The sequence below is a fragment of the Clostridium sp. YIM B02500 genome (assembly GCF_022324665.1).
GTDB lineage: Bacteria > Bacillota > Clostridia > Clostridiales > Clostridiaceae > Clostridium > Clostridium beijerinckii.
In genome coordinates this window covers 123632-144007 of record NZ_JAKGTE010000011.1, presented here as the reverse complement: position 1 = coordinate 144007, position 20376 = coordinate 123632, and the positions used below count along the sequence as shown (strand labels likewise).

General features: G+C 30.1%; 16 protein-coding genes. 4 read left to right on the top strand and 12 right to left on the bottom strand.

Features of this window, described 5'->3' with window-relative positions; all coding sequences use genetic code 11:
- Window positions 1–86: 86 nt before the first annotated feature.
- Window positions 87–848, bottom strand: a complete 762-nt coding sequence (locus L1S46_RS11710; RefSeq protein ID WP_017212254.1) for a tRNA threonylcarbamoyladenosine dehydratase — start codon at window positions 846–848, stop codon at window positions 87–89.
- A gap of 433 nt (window positions 849–1281) precedes the next feature.
- Here L1S46_RS11710 and L1S46_RS11705 point away from each other — a divergent pair, with 433 nt between their 5' ends.
- Entirely contained in the window at window positions 1282–1974 is a 693-nt protein-coding gene (locus tag L1S46_RS11705) for a 5'-methylthioadenosine/adenosylhomocysteine nucleosidase (protein ID WP_012061067.1), read from the top strand.
- A 111-nt stretch (window positions 1975–2085) separates the two neighbouring features.
- Here L1S46_RS11705 and L1S46_RS11700 read toward each other — a convergent pair whose 3' ends face one another.
- The 4 genes from L1S46_RS11700 to L1S46_RS11685 form a co-directional block, all read right to left on the bottom strand.
- Window positions 2086–4092: a methyl-accepting chemotaxis protein gene (locus L1S46_RS11700; RefSeq protein ID WP_238900071.1), complete on the bottom strand. Its 2007-nt coding sequence runs from the start codon at window positions 4090–4092 to the stop codon at window positions 2086–2088.
- 387 nt (window positions 4093–4479) lie between these two features.
- On the bottom strand, window positions 4480–5301 hold the full coding sequence (locus L1S46_RS11695; protein ID WP_238900070.1) for a nitroreductase family protein: 822 nt from the start codon (window positions 5299–5301) through the stop codon (window positions 4480–4482).
- 80 nt (window positions 5302–5381) lie between these two features.
- Window positions 5382–5975 carry a TetR/AcrR family transcriptional regulator gene (locus L1S46_RS11690; RefSeq protein WP_038458100.1) on the bottom strand — a complete coding sequence of 198 codons (594 nt, stop codon included), beginning with the start codon at window positions 5973–5975 and terminating at the stop codon, window positions 5382–5384.
- A gap of 207 nt (window positions 5976–6182) precedes the next feature.
- Window positions 6183–7511 carry a potassium channel family protein gene (locus tag L1S46_RS11685; protein WP_238900069.1) on the bottom strand — a complete coding sequence of 443 codons (1329 nt, stop codon included), beginning with the start codon at window positions 7509–7511 and terminating at the stop codon, window positions 6183–6185.
- Window positions 7512–7671: 160 nt separating this feature from the next.
- On the opposite strand from L1S46_RS11685, the gene L1S46_RS11680 reads away from it, so the two are divergent.
- The 3 genes from L1S46_RS11680 (at window position 7672) to L1S46_RS11670 (ending at window position 10617) form a co-directional block, all read left to right on the top strand.
- Window positions 7672–8595 carry a DUF2935 domain-containing protein gene (locus L1S46_RS11680; protein ID WP_041900530.1) on the top strand — a complete coding sequence of 308 codons (924 nt, stop codon included), beginning with the start codon at window positions 7672–7674 and terminating at the stop codon, window positions 8593–8595.
- A gap of 365 nt (window positions 8596–8960) precedes the next feature.
- On the top strand, window positions 8961–9392 hold the full coding sequence (locus tag L1S46_RS11675; RefSeq protein WP_238900068.1) for a MarR family transcriptional regulator: 432 nt from the start codon (window positions 8961–8963) through the stop codon (window positions 9390–9392).
- Between the two features lie 19 nt (window positions 9393–9411).
- Window positions 9412–10617 (top strand): MFS transporter, encoded by a 1206-nt coding sequence (locus tag L1S46_RS11670; protein ID WP_017212261.1) that lies wholly within the window; start codon window positions 9412–9414, stop codon window positions 10615–10617.
- A gap of 644 nt (window positions 10618–11261) precedes the next feature.
- Here the strand turns inward: L1S46_RS11670 and L1S46_RS11665 are convergent.
- The 7 genes from L1S46_RS11665 to L1S46_RS11635 form a co-directional block, all read right to left on the bottom strand.
- Window positions 11262–12518 (bottom strand): DUF1015 family protein, encoded by a 1257-nt coding sequence (locus tag L1S46_RS11665; protein WP_077869676.1) that lies wholly within the window; start codon window positions 12516–12518, stop codon window positions 11262–11264.
- Between the two features lie 17 nt (window positions 12519–12535).
- Window positions 12536–13444 carry a D-2-hydroxyacid dehydrogenase gene (locus L1S46_RS11660; RefSeq protein ID WP_077309884.1) on the bottom strand — a complete coding sequence of 303 codons (909 nt, stop codon included), beginning with the start codon at window positions 13442–13444 and terminating at the stop codon, window positions 12536–12538.
- A 682-nt stretch (window positions 13445–14126) separates the two neighbouring features.
- Complete coding sequence (locus L1S46_RS11655) at window positions 14127–15785, bottom strand: peptide ABC transporter substrate-binding protein (protein ID WP_238900067.1); 1659 nt, start codon at window positions 15783–15785, stop codon at window positions 14127–14129.
- Between the two features lie 148 nt (window positions 15786–15933).
- Entirely contained in the window at window positions 15934–16917 is a 984-nt protein-coding gene (locus L1S46_RS11650; RefSeq protein ID WP_012061079.1) for a dipeptide ABC transporter ATP-binding protein, read from the bottom strand.
- Window positions 16917–17924, bottom strand: a complete 1008-nt coding sequence (locus L1S46_RS11645) for an ABC transporter ATP-binding protein (protein ID WP_238900066.1) — start codon at window positions 17922–17924, stop codon at window positions 16917–16919. Before L1S46_RS11645 ends, L1S46_RS11650 begins: the two co-directional genes overlap by 1 nt.
- 16 nt (window positions 17925–17940) lie before the next feature.
- On the bottom strand, window positions 17941–18885 hold the full coding sequence (locus L1S46_RS11640; protein ID WP_012061081.1) for an ABC transporter permease: 945 nt from the start codon (window positions 18883–18885) through the stop codon (window positions 17941–17943).
- Window positions 18886–18898: 13 nt separating this feature from the next.
- Window positions 18899–19825 (bottom strand): ABC transporter permease, encoded by a 927-nt coding sequence (locus L1S46_RS11635; protein ID WP_012061082.1) that lies wholly within the window; start codon window positions 19823–19825, stop codon window positions 18899–18901.
- Window positions 19826–20376: the final 551 nt, after the last annotated feature.

Genomic DNA, 20376 nt, shown 5'->3' with positions numbered 1-20376 from the left:
ATACTTCACCAAAAGAGTCAGTTAAAATCAATCACTATAAATTTACTATATACTTGAAGCTTTTAGACCAATACCTGAATCTAGTATTACTTTATTTCTAATATATCTTTTATAACCTCTCCACCAATTATCATTCCTGCAACCGGAGGAACGAATGATATACTTCCCGGTATTTGTCTTTTAATAGCGCACTTCTTAGTACCACCAGTACAAACACATCCTGTTTTACATGTAACAACATCATCATAGTTAGGTTTTATCGGAACTTCTTCTGAATATACTACCTTTAATTTTTCTATTCCTCTTTTACGTAACTCAGATCTCATAACCTTAGCCAAAGGACAGATTTTTGTCTTAAATATATCTGTAACTTTAAATTGTGTAGGATCTAATTTATTACCAGTTCCCATAGAACTCATTATTCTTATGCCCTTTTTATAACAATATTCTACTAAACCTAATTTAGCTGACACTGTATCTATTGCATCAACTACATAATCTACATCATCAGGAATTATAGACTCTATATTTTCTTGTGTAACAAAAATTTGATGTGTTATAACATTGCATGTTCTATTTATAGATAATATTCTTTCTTTCATCACTTCTACTTTAGGTTGACTTATTGTCTTATATGTAGCATGCACTTGTCTATTTAAATTTGTTAAGCAAACAGTATCATCATCAACTATGATTAACTCACCTACTCCTGCTCTTGCAAGAGCCTCTATAGTGTAGCTTCCAACTCCACCTACTCCAAAAACAATAACTTTACTATGTTTTAATTTATCTAATCCATCTTTACCTATCAAAAGTTCAGTTCTTGATAAAGAATGTTGTGCTGTCATAAATTTTCTCTCCTTATTATCTTATACTTTTAATTGATATTATAACACAAAAACAATCGAAAATTGGCAGTATAATTATTATATATTATAGCCTTAATAATGATTATTTACATATATATGTTAATTAATACCAAAGCCTTTCTTTTACCCTCACATGGAGTGCACAAATAATTTTACAAATTTATCTATTAAATTGTCAAACTAATGATTATAATATATATTAAGTATCATCTATGCTTAACCAAAATATTTATTTTACTATAATTTATTGAATTTAGTATGGATATGATGAAATTTACTGCTTTTGTTCATATTAAGAACTTGTTCATTTTTAATTTCTATATATTACTCAATAAATTTACATAATAATTAAATATATACATAGGTTATATGATATTTATCAATTAATTATTTTAGGAGGCTCACTTTATATATGATTATTGGAATAATTGCTGCTATGGCAGAAGAATTAGAACTATTACTAAATGATTTAACTATTGAAGAAAAAAAAGATAAGGCTAATATGACTTTCCACAAAGGAAAATTATATGGAAAAGATGTTGTAGCTGTAGTTTGCGGTATCGGTAAAGTTAATTCAGCTATTTGCACTCAAATATTAGCATCTGAATACAAAGTAGATAAAATTATCAATGTAGGAGTTGCTGGTGGAATAGGAAAAGAAATTTATCCTGGTGATATTGTTGTTGCTGAAAATTTAGTTCAACATGACATGGATACTACAGCTTTCGGAGATAAGGTTGGGCAGATTCCAAGACTCGATACATTTGACTTTAAATGTGATAAAGAAATGGTTTCTATAGCTAAGAATGCATGCGAGAAAATTGCAGAATTAAATAGTTTTACAGGAAGAATCGCTTCTGGTGACCAATTCATAGCAAATATAGAAAAAATTCATTGGCTTGATCAGGAGTTTGGAGCAATATCTTGTGAAATGGAAGGCGCTAGTATAGCTCAAGTTTGCTATCTAAACGCAATTCCTTTTGTAGTTATAAGATCTATTTCTGATAACGCAAATAATGGTGCTCATATGGATTATGAGAAATTTGTACCAATCGCAGTTAAAAATTCTACTAGAATAATAAAACAAATGTTAGAAATGATGTAGTAAAAATAATATCTTATATAGGGAAAGCCGTCTTTTATAAGTGTCTAAATATATTTATATACACTTATAAAAGACGGCTTTCTTTATATCAATGTCTTCCTATTTAAAATACTATTCTACAGTAAACATCTTTAATTCCTCTTGCAATTTATATGATATTTGCTGCAAATTGCCAGCATACTCTGTTAATTCTGCCATTGTTGCATTTACTTCCTGAGCTGATGCTGTAACCTCTTCAGATATTGATGCTGATTCCTCTGAAACCGCTGCTATATTTTCAATTTGTGTCTTAACTTCCTCTTTATTTAAATTCATTTTTTCATTTAATACCTTAATATTTTCTATTGCTCCTGTTAAAGGAATTATAGAATCAACTATTTTATTAAATATACTTTCTGTTTCCTTTATTGCTTCTCCTTGTTTCTGTGACATTTCTCTACTTTCTTTCATAGCTACTTTAGTAGAATCGCTCTTATTATTTATTTCTGAAACAATTGCTTTTATTTCATCTGTAGATTTTTTTGATTCTTCTGCTAGCTTTCTGATTTCTTCTGCAACCACCGCAAAGCCTTTTCCTGCTTCTCCAGCTCTTGCAGCTTCTATACTTGCATTTAAAGCTAAAAGATTAGTTTGTTCAGTTATTCCTGCTATTACATCCGATATATAATTTATTTTATTTATACTTTCTCCCATTTCATGAACCATGCCGCCAGACTTAATTGCATTTTCTTTAGACTTTTCAGCTTTAAATATCAAGTCATTAAGTATAGATAATCCTTGAGTACCTAATTTCTCAGCTTCACCAGCTAACTCATTAATATGATTAGTCTCTCCATCAACTTCATCTATCCTATTTGATAATTCTTCAGTACTCGTTGCGACCTCTGTTGCTGATTGCGCTTGATTTGTAGCTCCATTTGCAACTTCTTGTATTGCATTTGAAACTTCTGATACTGATGCAGTTGTTTCCTCAGACATACTAGATATATTTCCTGATGCCTCCAATAAATCAGATGATGTATTTTGAATTCCTTTCAATAACTTCGAGATATTCTCTACCATAAAATTAAAGTTATCTCCAAGTTCAGCGAATTCATCTTTAGCCGTTACAATTATTCTTTTACTGAAGTCTCCTTCAGCTACTGTACTAAACGCTTCTTTTAATTTATGTATTTCTTTCACAATATACGATGCTGAAATCATTGATATAATTATTCCTATAATTACACATAATAAATTAGCAGTAATAACTGTTACCTTCATTGTTAAAACATTATTTGTTACTTCTTTGCCATCAATTATACCTACCATTTTCCACCCTGTTAAAGCATCTGTTTCTTGACAGGCATAAAATGCTTTCCCATTATTTTCCCAATTATATACTCCTCTTTCTTCATTTTTAGCTGATTCCCAAAATGGTAATTTACTAATATTATCATCTATCTCTTTATTATTATTGTTATTTGCTACTACATCCCCATCGTTATCAACTAGTACTATGAATCCCGTATTCAGTAGTTTTATGTTACTAATATATTCTTGCATAGAATCTAAAGACATATCTATTACTATTACCCCGGTGATTTGTCCATTATTATCTTTAACAGCTTGAGCAACTGTCATTACTTGCTTTCCTGTTACGCTATCTTTATATGGTTTTATGTATACAACCTTTCCATCAGCTTCCTTAGCTTTCTTATACCATTCCCTTTCTTTATAATTGAAATCATTAATATTCATCGTTCCACTATCTAATACAAGCTCTCCATATTCAGTTGCATATCCTGCATTAATAATTCCATTTATTGAATCCTTGGTATCTTTAAACATACCTTGTACATATTTAGATATTAGTGCATGATCTACTTGCGGATTTGATAAATCTTTGATATTGGCATTTTTCGATATTACTCTCAATTGAGTATTCAAAATTTCTAGATATTGCGAAAAACCCTTATCAACTTCTTTAATAGTTTGAACACTTGTAGTCTTCAAATTATTCTCCAAAACAACATCAGACTTAAAAATTGCTACTAATCCAACAGTTACAGTTGGGAGTAGAAGCATAATGATAATTCCAATCACTATCTTTCTAAACAGCTTACTATTCCTATTCATTTCATTAACACTCCTATAAACTTTATCTTTCTCTAGAATTAACTACATTAATATACATAATACTACAAATAGCAAATATAAACACAACTTATCTGTAATAATATAACTTAATAGGCTAAATATAATATTTTCATGATAACATTGTATTTTACTATATTCAAGTAGTCGAAAATAAGCTGATTGAATATCCTTAATTTTAATATTCACTTTTACTTGCGAAGATAAATGTTAAGCTAATTTAATATTTAATTTAGCCTAATTATTTTATTATCATAAATAATTAGGCTGGATTACAAAGATCTTTAATTTTTTATAAATAAAATAGAGTTATCTTATACCGCGAACCCAATCTAAGATAACTCTATTTTTACTATATAATATTAATTCTTATTTCCAAGAGATATTTGCATCTCTTCTTGGAACAGTTCTAACATATTTCACATTAGGATATCCAACAACCATACATGTTACAATTTCTTCTTTACCTTTTAAACCAAGTAAGTCTCTTATTTCATCATTTCCCTGTGCTGCCATTGTAAAGAATCCACTAAAAAATGTTCCAAGGCCTAAAGCATTAGTCATAAGCTCCATATTAGATGACGCTAAAGAAGCATTTACAGTCGAGTCTGAAACTACAAGAATTAACGCAGGTGCATTAAAAAATAATTTATCATTCTTCTTAGAATCCTCTTTATAGTCATTATACATTTTAATCCACATTTGTGCATATCTCTTGAAAGGTAAAGTTTGTGGATTTAGATTTTTAAGTATTTCTTCCCCTCTAGTTTTTAAGTTTTTTAAAGCCAATTCCTTCAATAATTCAATATTATCTTCCACAACTACATATGAAACATTTTGACTATTAGTTCCAGTTTGAGTGAATCTACCAGCTTCAATAATTTTTAATATCTTTTCTTTTTCTACTTCTTTATCTTTAAATTGTCTTGTAGTTCTCCTAAATTTAATAAAATTAAGAAGTTTCTCCGATTCTATCTTAAACTCAGACTCATTATAATCTTTTACATCTTCCATATTATATTCATCTGTAGATACTGCTCCTTTAGGGCAAACTGCAATGCAGTGTCCACACTTCATACATCTAACATTTTTGATTTCTGCCTTGTTTCCATTTATCTCAATATCATTAGGAAAACAATCTTTAACACAAAGTCCACATCCCACACACTTTTCTTTATCTACAATCATCATAGTATAATTACTCCTTTTATATTAAATTTATCTATTATTATTTTTAAGTATCCACAATATATTTATATAAATTTGCCTACCTATTTCATCTTAGACATATTACAATTGGCTAATTCATTAACTAAATTCTCAATTGCTTTTTCTCTATCCTCTTTTTTATAGAAATCAAATCCCATTTCATTCTTTATATTTTCTGCCTTTAAGAATATGTAATTTAAATATCCTGCAATTAAGTAGTTCTTAACCCAAAATTTATGCGTGTCATCTCCATAAAGTTCCCTAAGGCACTTATTGTATTCCTCTTCTGACCCTAGTAAATGTGCTGTCATCTGATTATTCTCTAAGTCATCTAAAATCGCAATCTTAGAAATTTCAGAATTATCTGCAATAAAGTTTGCAACTTCTTTTAATATGAAGGTGAGTCTATAAATTGATGATTCATTACTCTTTGATTTCATTTTCTCACTTAAAGATCTCGTTGCACAACTCATAACCTTTTTTACTGCTAGACGAATTAAATTATCTTTACTCTGGAAATGATAGTTTACCATTCCATTACCAAGTCCTGCCTTCTCGGTAATATCTTTTACGGTAATTTCACTAGGCTTTTTGCCTTCACATATCATATGTATAGTAACATCTATCAACTTTTCTTTAGCATCATTTTCCCCCATGTTTTCACCTCCTATTATTATAGACTCTGCATATTGAACACCATACTGTATAAAATACAGTATACTATTCAATAACTATTTGTCAAGCTAATGAACTTTGATAAATAAAAATCACCGCAAAAATGCAGTGATTTTTTTATTGATATTCATAAGTTTTCAAGAGTTAATTTTAAGACTTTAACTTTGAAATTAATATATTTACTTTCATTACATAAATCTTCTTGATAGAGATACTACAAAGCTCGATGTAAAAAACACTCCCAAGAATGACTCTAAACTAACAGCCATCTTCATCCAGTTTAGCGGGATTATATCACCATATCCAACGGTTGTAAATGTTATTATTGTAAAATATAATGTATTACCAAACTTACTAATTAAAAAATTAGCATCAAAATTCGAATTCTTCAGCATTTCAAATACTGTTATGAATAGATTTTTTGAATTCAATTGAACATCCTTACACATCAGCAAATTAGGAAAGAAACAGTATAGTAGAAAAAATGAAACAATCACCACTACCATAGACAATAATGTTCTCTCCCAACTTGTATAGTACTTTGTAGTTATGCCAATTAAATAATACAGCAAATTAAAATTACCTTTATTTTTACTTTTTCTCTCTAATCTCTCATACTTCTTAAAATAATAAAGCGTTTCAAGGTATTGATCTATCCTTCCACTAGATTTATATATATCTGATACGATCAAAAAGTTCCATTTTGTTTTCTTAAAGTCATTGTCAAAAATTAGAGGCTTGTACTTTTTGTTTTCCAATAGTTCATATTCCAGATAACATTTATCTGAGAAATTAGTTTTATACAGACTAAACTTACCTTTGATATCATCAAAATTAATTTCTGATTTTTTATAAAAAGAACACTGCAAAAAACTTAATTCCCCATTTATATCTAACTCCAACTTGCTTAATCCTTCAAATCTACAATCAACAAAGCATAATTCCTTTTCTCCTTTAATTTTGTCAAGGATAAAATCATTCAGTATGTTAACTTCTTGGAAAAGCAAATTTTCTTTAAATATAGATGCATTTCCATAGAACTTTCCAACCTCAGAATTCTCCACTATTATGCTTTCTTTAACCACAGTTTCACTTATTCTTAACTTATCACAGTTTATGAACCTTATAAACATGTTATTTCTTATTATGCAATTATTGATTTTTATTCTTTTATAATCTCCCCCTAATAATTCTATATCCTCAACAAATTCACAATTATTAAGTATCAGTCGTAAATGACTATCCATTTTGAGATTAGAATAGCTATCAAATCTAAATTTCTTTAAAAATATAGTATTATAAAATTCTCCTAAAATATTATTACATTCAAATGTCACTAATAAGCCACTTCTATTTTCCGTATGACCTTTATGGTCATCAAGATATTCCAATAACTCTTGCTCTGTAGAAATGACCCTATATTCCAATATAACTCCATCTTTATCAATCAATATAAATTTAATATCTTTTCCTAGCTCTAATTCATCGAAGCCTTTAGTTACTATTTCTTTATTCATTATCTACCTCATCCTAAAGTATATATAACTTTTATTTTATTATATATTATTTACCACCCAGCTTCCATAATAATGCGAATTGATAAAAATTAATATATCACTTAATTTTTATTTTTGAATATATTAATAAAGATATAAAGAATATATTCAGGAGTAGAAAATGCTATCAAAACAAGAGTTTATTAACCAATCTTTAGAATTAAACTTATTCTTTCTAAGAATTATGCGAGAACATTCGATATTTATTGAAGCAGCCCTACCACCAAAGAACAAAGATCTTATAAGTCAAGCTGATGCCTTTAAAAATGAATTTACAACGTTACTCTCTCGTGCCATATTACTATCAGATGGAGTTATCCCTTTCGAAACATTAGATTCCAATGAAATAATCACAAAATATACAATTGATGCCGAAAAGGCTACTCAATTTGCTACTGGAATCTTTATAGACTCTAATATAACTTCTATGGAAAAGTCATTAATATCTGGCATGAGAAATAGTGATACATCTATGTTAACCGATAATGTATATATGCTTAACCACCAGTCTATAGCTGCAACTAATATGATTATTAAATTTAAAACAAAACTTAGAAATGATGTCCTATCTTGTAAGGTATTTACGACTTTATATCCTGCAGTTCTAAACCATGTGCTTAGTGAAGCAATAATATTTACAGAACTTCTAACACGATTGCAAAGTGGTGTCGGAATTGGTACTAAGAGAGATATACTAATACTTGAAAACTTTTGGGATGATAAGTTAGCAGAACATTCATTTACTATTAGAGGAATGCTAGATCCTACCGAAGTAGAATTATTCAATATAGCTAATAACTTTGGAAAAGAATTCGAGGCATTGAGAGATGAGGCTTCTGATATGGATAAATCAGCAGAAGATTTGTCCGAACTTACCGAGACCACCTTAAGTGCAGCCACTAATCTAAGAAACTTCAAAGCCCAGGGTACTGAAGGCCTTTTAACTTGCAAAATAAAATCAATAATTCTACCACTCTTTGCTGATCATGTTCTTAGAGAATCAAATCACTATATAAACTTATTAAAATCCTTCAGCAACATTTAAATTCATTTAATTTTAAGTAATTTATAACTCAAAATAGACAAGACAGTTAAATTAATTCCGTCTAAATATATCTCTCGATTGATTAGTCGAACATATCTTTATCAATTAAATATAAAAATGGCATAAGTATTAAATATTTATGTTATTGTTCACACATTATAAACAAAGTTATCAACAGAATCTGTTGATAACTTTGTTTATAATGTGGATCTTTTTATTATTAATAAATTTTTTTTCATTATAGTTTTTATTCTATAATCAAATTAGTCTTGATTTTTTTTGAAATATACTTATAATTAGTTGTTGTAGCAATTATTTGTAAAACAATTATATTTACAACAACTTTATTTACTGGAGGTAATTATATGTTTGAATCCTATGATCAAGATATTGGAATGTTAACAAATAAAGTTTCTAAAAAATTAACATCTTATCTAAATAATAAGTTAGAAAAATTTAATATTACAACCGAGCAATGGACAGTACTATTAAAACTCTCTAAACAAAATAAAATAAGTCAGAAACTTTTAGCTGAAGTTTCAGGCAAAGACCAATCCACTTTAGCTAGAATACTTGATATACTTGAAAGAAAGGCTTTTATTGAAAGACATCCAAGCAAAGAGGATAGACGTTCTTTTGAAATCCATATAACAGATAGTGGTTTAAATCTTGTTGGAGAGGTTTCTCCTTTTTTAGAAGATTTATTTAATAAATTACTTAAAGACATATCTCTTGAAAAACTGGAAGTATATAATGCAGTTCTTTTAAAAATTGATAAAAATATAAATAGCTTATAATACAAAAGGAGGAATCAATATGGAAATAAAAAATCATTTTAATGCATCAAAACTTTGGACCAAAAATTATATATTTATGCTACTTTCAAATTTATTTATATACTTAGCTTTTTATATGTTAACTCCAACTCTTCCTGCATATGCCAAGCTATGTGGCGGTAATAATTTAGAAGCTAGTCTAGTTGTAAGTACATTTTCAATAACTTCTTTACTTGTTAGATTATTCATAGGCAATATTATGGATAGGATCGAAATCAAACCTCTACTGCTTTTAGGCGCTCTAATACTTGCTGGAAGCACACTATCATATATCTGGCTTCCAATAGATGCAATAATATTAGTCCGCGTTATTCAAGGTATAGGTTGGGGACTTGCTTCTACTGGTGCTGCTGCAATTTTTTCTAATATTGTGCCAAAAGAGAAACGCGGTGAGGGCATGGGCTACTATTCTCTTTCAATGATAATATCCATGGCATTATCCCCTATGATTGCAATAGTAATAATGAATTTATACAGTTTTAAAAATATTGTTCTTATTTCAATAACTTTAGTAGGCATTGGTATTATATTTCTCAGTCAAGTTAAATCAACTATAAAAATCTCTTCAACATCTAATACGATTTCCAAATGCTCATTAAAAGATTCCTTTGAAAAAAAAGCGGCCTTGCCTTCTTTATTATGCTTTTTTCTTGTAATCACATTATGTGGAATTATGAGTTATATAATGTTATACGGGCAGGAGCTAAAAATATCCTCTATTTGGATTTATTTTATTGGATTTGTTGCAATGATTTTAATAACACGGCCTCTTGTTGGAAAAATATTTGACGAAAAAGGACATGCTGTAGTAATATTACCCGGCTCAATTTGCTTAATAATAGGTCTTATAACTCTCTCCTATGCAAACTCTATTTTAATGCTTATACTCTCCTCCTTATTCTACGGACTTGGGTATGGTGCCGTTCAGCCTTCTCTTCAGGCTTGGGCTGTAAACCGATCTCCTTCTAATAGGCAAGGAGCTGCCAACGGAACTTTCTTATCTTCCATGGATTTATCCTACACACTTGGATCAATTCTTCTAAGTTTCATTGCTGAGCATAAAAGTTATGCAATTATGTATAGATTTTCTGCTATTTTTATAATTTTGCTTTTATTGATATACTCCTATTATGTTTTTATAGATAATTCTGAAGAACCAGAAATTATAGAAGAGAAACTTTCTTAAATTAAAAGGTTGTTGCATTAGTGGAATTCCACTTTGCTAACATCCTTCAGTTCCTTTATCAATTCTAATTTTCTATCTATTAAATTCTGAATCCTTTTATCTTATTTAAGGCCTGTATAAATTTATCCACAAAACATTCCTTTTTACTTTAGATATATCCACATTAATCACAGTTTTTTTATAATAAGTTTTGCAGAAAACTAAACAGAAAAAGGGACATAGGAAAAGGAATAAGATTATTTTAACGTGACACCTATATAAATATACTAGGCTGAAACCTTGATGTTTCCTATAAATATTTACATATGTTTATATTTTTCTATTTAAATATTTACATTTTTAAATAGTTTTCTATAAACGTAGATTCCTTTTTAAATATATTCCTATAAATATATTTATCTTTATACATATGTTTATAGAAAAATATTAAAATATATTTATTTTTCATTAAATACAAACTAAACACAACTTTATTTTTAAGGAAAAAAGAGCATAAATTCGAATTAAGAAAACCGACCCGAAGGCTGTGTTCTACTCGCTTTTATGCTCTATCTTTTATTCTATTTTGAGTTCTCTTTTTTACTGCTCCGCCACGTAGTCAATCTTTTTTTATTTCTTGGGCGATCTTTTTTTGACGAGGAGAACTATTTTAATTCATGAATAAATAATCCACTTCTTAATTTAGGCTCAAACCACGTTGATTTTGGTGGCATTACCTCTCCAATATCAGCAACATCCATAATGTCATGAACCTCTGTTGGATACATAGAAAAAGCAATCTTCATATCTGAATTAACTCTTTTTTCAAGCTCTTTGATTCCTCTGATACCGCCTATAAAGTCAATTCTATCTGATGTTCTGACATCTTCAATTCCTAAGATTGGTGTTAGTACATTACTTTGAAGAATTGCAACATCAAGTTGCGCTATAGGATTATTTTCATCAAACGTCCCATCTTTTGCCTCTAATAAATACCATTCTCCTTCAACATCCATCCCAAATGTATGCTTCTTAGCAGGCTTTACAGGCACATTATTTTCAGATTTAGTTACAATAAAGTTTTCCTCTAACTTCGTAATCAATTCTTCTTTAGTCATTCCATTTAAATCTTTAACAACTCTGTTATAATCCATAACCATTAGATCATTATCAGGGAATGCAACCGCTAAGAAATAGTTAAACTCTTCCTCACCAGTATAATTTGGATTTTCAGCTCTTCTTTTAAGCCCAACTTTTACAGCAGAAGCCGATCTATGATGACCATCTGCAATATATAAATAATCTATTTCCTTAAATAGGTCAACTATTTCGTCTATAATAATTTCATTATCTACAACCCATACAATGTGCGTTATACCATCTTCGGCTACGAAATTATATATAGGTTTTCTTTTACTTTCATTCTGAATCCAAGCATCTATTATTTCTGATGCAATTTGATCTTCCTTGTATGTTAAGAAAATTGGCCCAGTATTTGCATCACAATAATCAACATGATTAATTCTATCCTGTTCCTTATCCGCCCTTGTAAACTCGTGTTTTTTAATTATATTATTCATATAATCATCTATAGATGCACAGAATACAATTCCGGTTTGAGATCTTCCATTCATTATTTGCCTATATATGTATAAACAAGGTTCCTCATCTTGAATAAATTCTCCATCTCTTATCATTCTATCAAGATTTTCTTTAGCCTTTGCATATACTTTAGGATCATGTACATCTATTTCTGGATCTAAATCTATTTCTGGTCTATCAACGTGGAGAAATGAGTGTGGATTTCCAACCACCATTTCTCTTGCTTCATCACTACTCATTACATCATATGGTAAAGCTGCTATTTTTGAAGCTAATTCCTTAACTGGTCTAATTCCTCTAAAAGCTTTAACTATCGCCATCAAAAATTCCTCCTAAATTATAGATTAAAGAATTCCTTTATTACTGAAACTACTTCTTCACCTATTCTTGTTTGAGCTTCTTTAGTTGCAGCTCCAATGTGTGGGGTAGCACTAACTTTTGGATGGTTAATTAATTCTTCATTCTTAGTTGGCTCCTCTTCAAATACATCAATACCAGCTCCAGCAATTTCACCTTTATTAAGTGCTTCTATTAATGCTGCTTCATCAACAACCTTACCTCTAGCACAATTAATAAGATATGCTGTATTCTTCATTAATTCCAATTCTTTTTTTCCTATTAGTGAACCAGCCGCTTTATCATAAGGTACATGAAGTGAAATAAAATCTGAAACCTTTAATACTTCTTCTAAAGATACAAAATCATAATCTAAATCATCATGTCTTCCTTCAATTGTATAATATACAACCTTCATACCCAAAGCAGTTGCCTTTTTAGCTAAAGATTGACCTATTCTTCCCATTCCAACGATTCCAAGTGTTTTACCCGCAATTTCAGTTCCTTCATATTTCTTTTTATTCCATTCACCATTTCTCATAGTGTAGTTAGATATCGCAATAAATCTTGCAAGTGCAAACATATGACCAATTGCAAGTTCTGCAACTGAATCTGAGCTTGCTGATGGAGTATTTCTTACTGTTACTCCTTTTCCTTGTGCAGCAGGAATATCTATGTTATCTATTCCAACACCAGCTCTAATAGCCAATTTTAAATTTCCGCCTGCTTCTGCTTCAAATACATCAGCTGTAAGCTTAGTAGCTGATCTAATAACAACTGCATCAAATTCCTTTAATTTCGCCCCCAATATATCTTGGTTAAAGTGTTCATTGACAACTTCTACTCCCAATCCATTCAATGCCTCAATTGACGCATTTTCTAATCCGTCGTTTGTTAATACTTTGATCATGTTTAAAATCCCCCTTAATTTAAATACGCTTATTGCTAATATTTCTAATAAAATTTATAAGCTTCAAACAATAACTAATTGTTATATCATAGTTATTAACTACTAATATTATTAGTCAGATAAATTATCCGCCTTTTCATAATAGCTAACATAAATTCACACAATTAATTATAATTCCACTACTAAAGTGCCATAAACAATATCCAATTTCCATATCCTATTAAACTTATCTGAATTGTAGAGCTAAAAAAATTGCATAGACTTAAATTCCTTATATTTCTATATAATTCTAAGCTTCTGCACCATATAAATTACTCTATAATAAACTTTAAATTTTATCCTTGGACTTGGAATATTTATTTCACTTCTTAAATCCTATCTTTTTTATTTTACTACTTATTTGGCTTTAATTCAATACTTTATGGGCCAAATTATGATTTTAATATTGATGCTTTTCTACTGTTAAATCTATGTAAATATGTCTTAAAAATTGCTTAATATAAATCTTAAAGTATATATTTTCAAAATCCTAGTAATCGAGTACTTATACTTAATTCAGCTGGAAACGTAAAAACTCGCTTGCACCAGAATATAAATTATATTTCCCTAAAAAATAAAAGAGCTACTCTAAAATATAAGCATATTTTAAAGTAGTTCTTTCAATTTATTTAACTAAAGTTTATTATTTTTTGCCTTCTACATAAGCATTTTTAAAGTAGATAGTGTTCATTACAGATACTCTAGCGCCTTTAACATAATCTTTTATACCTATTGTCCTAGTGTAATAGTATAAAGGAATAACTGGCATATCATTCATTAACATATCTTCTGCTTGATGCATTATATCAAATCTCTTTTGTGGATCTAATTCTTTCTTTGCAGCATCAATTAAAGCATCATATGATGGATTGTTATATCCGCAATTATTTTGATCTGATGTTGATTGGAACATATCTAAGAAAGTCATAGGATCGACATAATCAGCATTCCAACCATCTCTTGCAAGCTCAAATTGCTTTTGAACTCTTGTTGTTAAGAATACTTTCCATTCTTGGCTTTGAAGTTCAGCATTTACGCCTATCTTTTTCCACATATCTTGAATTGCTTGCATTGTATCACCGTGACCAGACTCTGGGTTATAAAGTAGTTGAAGTGTTGGTAATCCTTGACCATCTGGATATCCAGCTTCAGCTAATAATTTTTTAGCTTCTTCTACATTTCCCTTTGGATCAAAATAAGTAGTTTTTTCTGTATAGTCTTTTCCATCTGGACCTATAATTCCTTTTCCTACAATACCATGAGCAGGAATTTGGCCAGCCTTAGTAACATTATCAACAATTGATTGTCTATCAATTGCAAGATTTAAAGCCTTTCTTACCTTTGGATCACTTAAAACCTTAGCAGCGTTTGGATCTACAGCTTTTGCCTTATCTGAAACATTTATTGATAAGAAATAAGTTGCTAAATTAGGGAATGACTTAGCACTTCCATCTTTTAAAGCACCTTGCACATCAGATTTTGGAACTGTATCAACTACATCAAATTGACCTGATTTATAACTTGCCCATGCTGATGTTTCTTCTGCAACAAATTTTAAGTTTAACTTATCAAGTTTAACTTTATCTTTATCATAGTAATTTTCGTTCTTTTCTAAAACTACTGAGTCTTTTATTGTATAATTTGTGATTTTGAATGGACCATTAGAAACTAATGTCTTTGCATCATTTGCCCAATCTTTATTACTTTCAACAACCTTTTGATCTACTGGGAAGTAGTATGATTGTGCTGTTAACTCTAAGAAATATGGACATGGAGCTTCTAAAGTAACAACTAGTGTATTATCATCAGTTGCCTTTACCCCAACAGCATCCGCACTTCCTTTTCCTTTGTTATAAGCTTCTCCACCTTTAAGATAGTATAATGCATAAGCGTATTCTGAAGCAGTTTCAGGATTTAATAATCTCTTCCACTCATATTCATAATCACTTGCTTTAACTGGATCTCCATTTGACCATTTAAGATCCTTTTTTAAGTGGAAAGTATATGTTAGTTTATCATCAGATACATCCCATTTTTCTGCTTGACCTGGAATCGCCTTTTCATTCTCATCCAATTCAGCTAAACCTGAAAAAGCATTTGCTATTACAGTAGTTCCAGTAGTGTCCGTACACAATGCTGGATCTAAAGTTCTTGGATCTGCTCCTAAATTATAAGTTATTTCTTGTTTACTTGCAGCTGCTTTATCTCCACCTTTATTTGAACCACAACCAACTAAGATTGACATTCCAAGTGTTGCTGCTAAAGCTACTGCACAAAGTTGTTTTACTTTGCTTGTTTTCATTTATATTCCCCCTTAATTTATTATTTATTATTTATATCTGTTTAAATCATTTTTCCCAAAATTCTTTAACAGTATGCTAAATATCTAATTATTTTTTTTATTTCTTAATTATTATTAAATTTTAACTAATTACTTTTCTTTATAAACATTAATTATCATACAAGTGGCATGCCACGAAATGACCTGGTTTTACTTCCTTTAACTCTGGATCAACTTCTGAGCAAATTGGCTTTGCATATTTACATCTACCTTTAAATCTACATCCTGGCGGTGGATCTATTGGCGATGGAATATCTCCTTCAAGTACTATTCTTTTGCTATTCTTAGCCACATCTGGATCTGGTATTGGTACTGCTGAAAGCAATGCTTGTGTATATGGATGTAATCCTTCAGAGTAAACTTTATTACTTTCTCCCTTTTCAACCATTCTTCCAAGATACATAACTCCAATATGAGTTGATATATGCTTAACCATTGAAAGATCATGCGCTATGAATAGATAAGTTAACCCGAGTTCCTCTTGAAGCTCTTCAAGCATATTTATAACTTGAGCTTGAATAGAAACATCCAGAGCTGATATAGGTTCATCACAAACTATTAGTGATGGTTCAACAGCTAATGCCCTTGCAATACCAATTCTTTGCCTTTGCCCACCTGAAAATTCATGTGGATATCTATTTATATGATCACTAGCAAGCCCAACTTTTGATAATAAACTTCTTATTCTTTCTGTTCTTGCTTCACCTGTTAGCAATTTATGAATATCTATAGCTTCTCCAATTATGTCCCCAACAGTCATTCTTGGATTTAAAGATGCATATGGATCTTGAAATATCATCTGCATTTCTTTTCTTAACGGAACCATTTCTTTCACTGAATTCTTTGTTATATCTTTTCCATTAAATATTATCTGTCCTGATGTTGGCTCATAAAGCTTCAGTATTGTTCTTCCTGTAGTTGTCTTACCGCAACCTGATTCACCTACAAGTCCTAAAGTTTCTCCCTTTTTAATTGTAAATGAAACTCTATCTACGGCCTTAACATAGCTATTACCCTTAAATAAGCCCTTCTTTGCAGGGAAGTATTTACATAAGTCTTTAACTTCTAAAATTATATCTTTATTAGCTTCCACTACTTTATCCTCCTTATAGGTGATTCAACTTCTGGTGCATCCTCATGGCATAACCAACATGCCGCTTTATGTTTTTCCCCTACTTCAAATAATGGAGGTTGCTTTTGAATACATATCTTCATTGCATAGTCACATCTAGCTGCAAAAGGGCATCCAACTGGTGGATTTAATAAATCTGGCGGTTGACCTTCAATTGGAATAAGCTTTTCCTTTATATCTTCTTTAGGATTTGGAACGCTTCTTAAAAGTCCCCATGTATAAGGATGTTTCCCTCTGTAGAATATATCTTCTGTTGTTCCAGTCTCTACTATTATTCCACCGTACATTACATTTATCCTTGAACAAACGTCTGCAACAACTCCCAAATCATGAGTTATTAATATAATTGCAGTATTAAGCTTTTCTCTTAAATCCTTCATTAAATCTAAAATTTGTGCTTGAATAGTAACATCTAATGCTGTTGTTGGTTCATCTGCAATAATAAGCTTTGGCTCACAAATTAGACTCATAGCAATCATCGCTCTCTGCCTCATACCACCTGAAAATTCATGCGGATATTGTTTCATTCTCTTTTCAGGACTTGGAATTCCAACTAATCCAAGCATCTTTATAGCTTCTTTTTTTGCTTCTGCTCTACTAATTCTTCTATGTTTTAAAAGAGGCTCCATTAATTGCTCACCTATTGTATATACTGGATTTAATGATGTCATAGGATCCTGAAAAATCATTCCTATATCATTACCTCTTATAGTTTCCATTTCAGATTCCCTAATATTAGAGATATCTTTTCCATTAAAATGTATTTCTCCACCAACAATTTTTCCATTGTCAGCTAGAAGTCTCATGATAGACATCATAGTAACACTTTTACCACAACCTGATTCCCCAACTATTCCTAATGCCTCTCCTTTTTCTAAGTAGAAGGATACTCCTCTTACTGAGTGTACTTCACCAGCACTAGTTTTAAAGGAAGTTTGTAGGTCTTTTACATCCAATAATCTTTCCATATACTCTTTCTTCCTCCTATCTCTTGTTCTTAGGATCTAATGCTTGGCTCAATCCATCACCAAAAAGGTTAAACGCTAATATAATTATACAAATCATCGCTGCTGGAAATATTAATTGATATGGATATGTATAAATACCAACCATTGCTTCATTTGCTAAAGTTCCAAGAGATGCTCTTGGAGCAGCTATTCCAAGACCGATAAAACTCAAAAATGCTTCAGTAAATACTGCTTCAGGAATTAATAGTGTTAATGTAACCATTATTGACCCTATACAGTTAGGTATTAAATGCCTGATTAATATTCTTGCATTTGATGCACCTAATGACTTTGCTGCAAGAACAAATTCTTGTTGCTTCAATTGAAGTATATCACCTCTAACTATTCTAGCCATTCCAATCCAATACGATATAGAAAGTGCTATTACTATTGTAAGAAGCCCACTTCCACCTGAACCTGGCTTGTTTAAAATAGCCATAAATATTATTACATATATAGTTAACGGAATTGCATATATGATATCAACTATTCTCATTAATATAGCATCTACTTTTCCACCAAAGAAACCAGCTATTCCACCATAAAATACTCCTATTACTAAATTAATAACTGCCGCTAAAACCGCAATAAGAAGTGAATATCTTGCTCCATAAAAGTTTCTAACGAACAAATCTCTTCCAAGATTGTCTGTTCCAAACCAATGCTCTGCCGAAGGTTTCAAATATGTTGATGATAAATCATTTGCTGCATAATTGTATTTAGATAACCATGGAACAAAGATAGCTCCAAGGATTACAGCTACTATTACAACAAGTGATATTATAGCAAACTTATCTTTTTTCAATCTCATCCAAGCATCTTTCCAATAACTAATACTTGGTCTTACTGATACCTCAATTTTCTTTTCTTCTTCGCTTAGAGGAGTAAATAAATCCTTTTTAACTTTTAATCCATTTTCCATCTTCTCTTCCTCCCTAAACTTCTGCATCTTGTAGTTTTATTCTTGGATCAATTAATACGTATATTACATCTACAAAGAAAGCAAAAAATACTAACATTGTTCCATAGAATATAGTTACTCCAAGCAGCATACTGTAATCTCTATTTGTAACTGATTGTACGAATTCATTTCCAAGCCCTGGAATCGCAAAAATCTTTTCTGTTACAAAACTTCCTGTTAATATGCTTGCTATTAATGGTCCAATATATGTAACTATTGGTATCAAAGAATTTCTCAATGCATGTTTGAATATAATTGTAGTTTTGCTTAAGCCTTTTGCTTTCGCAGTTCTTATATAATCAGCTTTCAATACATCTATTAATTTACTTCTTGTAAGTCTTGTGATAAATGATAATGGTGCTGCTGCTAGTGCCATACATGGCATTACATAATTCTCCCATTCTCCGAATCCAGTCGCTGGTAATAACCCTAACTGAACTGCTAGTACATATATTAAAACCGCACCTATTACAAAACTTGGTATAGTTATGCATAATGTAGAAATGAACACTATTAATTTATCCGGCCATTTTCCATTTTTAAGAGCTGCAAGCACTCCAAGAATTATACCTGTTATCACAGCCATTCCTACTGCTACGCCTCCAATTTTTGCAGATGCTGGAAAAGATTTAGCTATAGTATCTGTAACGCCTCTTCCCTTAAAAGTCATTGATTCGCCAAAATCTCCTTGAACTAAATTCTTCATGTACATCCCATATTGCTCTAATACTGGCTTGTCCATTCCATATTTAGCTTCCATATTTGCCTTAATTTGTGGTGTTAACTTTTCACCATCAAATGGTCCCCCTGGCATAAGTCTCATTAGAAAAAATACTATTGTGATTATAGCCCATATCGTTACAAGGCTTATAAGAAATCTTTTTCCAATATATTTTAACATGTATTTCTCTCCTTCTTTTTTTATTTTATATAATTTATTTTTTAATATTTGGAAATTCTGTATGAATATTTAAAGTTTTTAATAAAATTTTAAATATTTTCTGTTTTCTTGGAAGCGCTTCCACATTCGCTTAAAAATTTCAATATATTATGGCAATGGAGTCATTAAACAAAACTAAAATGTCTAATAACTCCGTTGTTATCTATTTATCAATATTTAATTTTTACTCCATAAAATTTAATTTATTCTCAATTTAATACTATAATAATAATCTTATTCTCTAAAAATGTCAACATTATATTTGAAATAGATAATATCAATTCTATATAAATTTCATAAAATATTACCATTATGATGAACTAAATATATGCATTATAAATCTAAATATTCGTGATTTTAACTAGTTTCTAATGATCAATATTATATTCTTTCCAGTACAAAGCTATAACTTATTATTCCAATTACAATTTCTTTTATATCAAAAAAATATAGATCATTCTTATTAAACTCCATACTTTTTTTGATATCATAATCTGATGTAAAATAGTATT

What these genes read in the sequence shown, in the direction of transcription:
- L1S46_RS11660 (WP_077309884.1), bottom strand. Translation starts at nt 13,444, where the DNA reads ATGATCAAAGTATTAACAAACGACGGATTAGAAAATGCGTCAATTGAG.
- L1S46_RS11695 (WP_238900070.1), bottom strand. Translation starts at nt 5,301, where the DNA reads ATGATGATTGTAGATAAAGAAAAGTGTGTGGGATGTGGACTTTGTGTT.
- L1S46_RS11675 (WP_238900068.1), top strand. Translation starts at nt 8,961, where the DNA reads ATGTTTGAATCCTATGATCAAGATATTGGAATGTTAACAAATAAAGTT.
- L1S46_RS11690 (WP_038458100.1), bottom strand. Translation starts at nt 5,975, where the DNA reads ATGGGGGAAAATGATGCTAAAGAAAAGTTGATAGATGTTACTATACAT.
- L1S46_RS11670 (WP_017212261.1), top strand. Translation starts at nt 9,412, where the DNA reads ATGGAAATAAAAAATCATTTTAATGCATCAAAACTTTGGACCAAAAAT.
- L1S46_RS11645 (WP_238900066.1), bottom strand. Translation starts at nt 17,924, where the DNA reads ATGGAAAGATTATTGGATGTAAAAGACCTACAAACTTCCTTTAAAACT.
- L1S46_RS11640 (WP_012061081.1), bottom strand. Translation starts at nt 18,885, where the DNA reads ATGGAAAATGGATTAAAAGTTAAAAAGGATTTATTTACTCCTCTAAGC.
- L1S46_RS11635 (WP_012061082.1), bottom strand. Translation starts at nt 19,825, where the DNA reads ATGTTAAAATATATTGGAAAAAGATTTCTTATAAGCCTTGTAACGATA.
- L1S46_RS11710 (WP_017212254.1), bottom strand. Translation starts at nt 848, where the DNA reads ATGACAGCACAACATTCTTTATCAAGAACTGAACTTTTGATAGGTAAA.
- L1S46_RS11705 (WP_012061067.1), top strand. Translation starts at nt 1,282, where the DNA reads ATGATTATTGGAATAATTGCTGCTATGGCAGAAGAATTAGAACTATTA.
- L1S46_RS11665 (WP_077869676.1), bottom strand. Translation starts at nt 12,518, where the DNA reads ATGGCGATAGTTAAAGCTTTTAGAGGAATTAGACCAGTTAAGGAATTA.
- L1S46_RS11655 (WP_238900067.1), bottom strand. Translation starts at nt 15,785, where the DNA reads ATGAAAACAAGCAAAGTAAAACAACTTTGTGCAGTAGCTTTAGCAGCA.
- L1S46_RS11680 (WP_041900530.1), top strand. Translation starts at nt 7,672, where the DNA reads ATGCTATCAAAACAAGAGTTTATTAACCAATCTTTAGAATTAAACTTA.
- L1S46_RS11700 (WP_238900071.1), bottom strand. Translation starts at nt 4,092, where the DNA reads ATGAATAGGAATAGTAAGCTGTTTAGAAAGATAGTGATTGGAATTATC.
- L1S46_RS11685 (WP_238900069.1), bottom strand. Translation starts at nt 7,511, where the DNA reads ATGAATAAAGAAATAGTAACTAAAGGCTTCGATGAATTAGAGCTAGGA.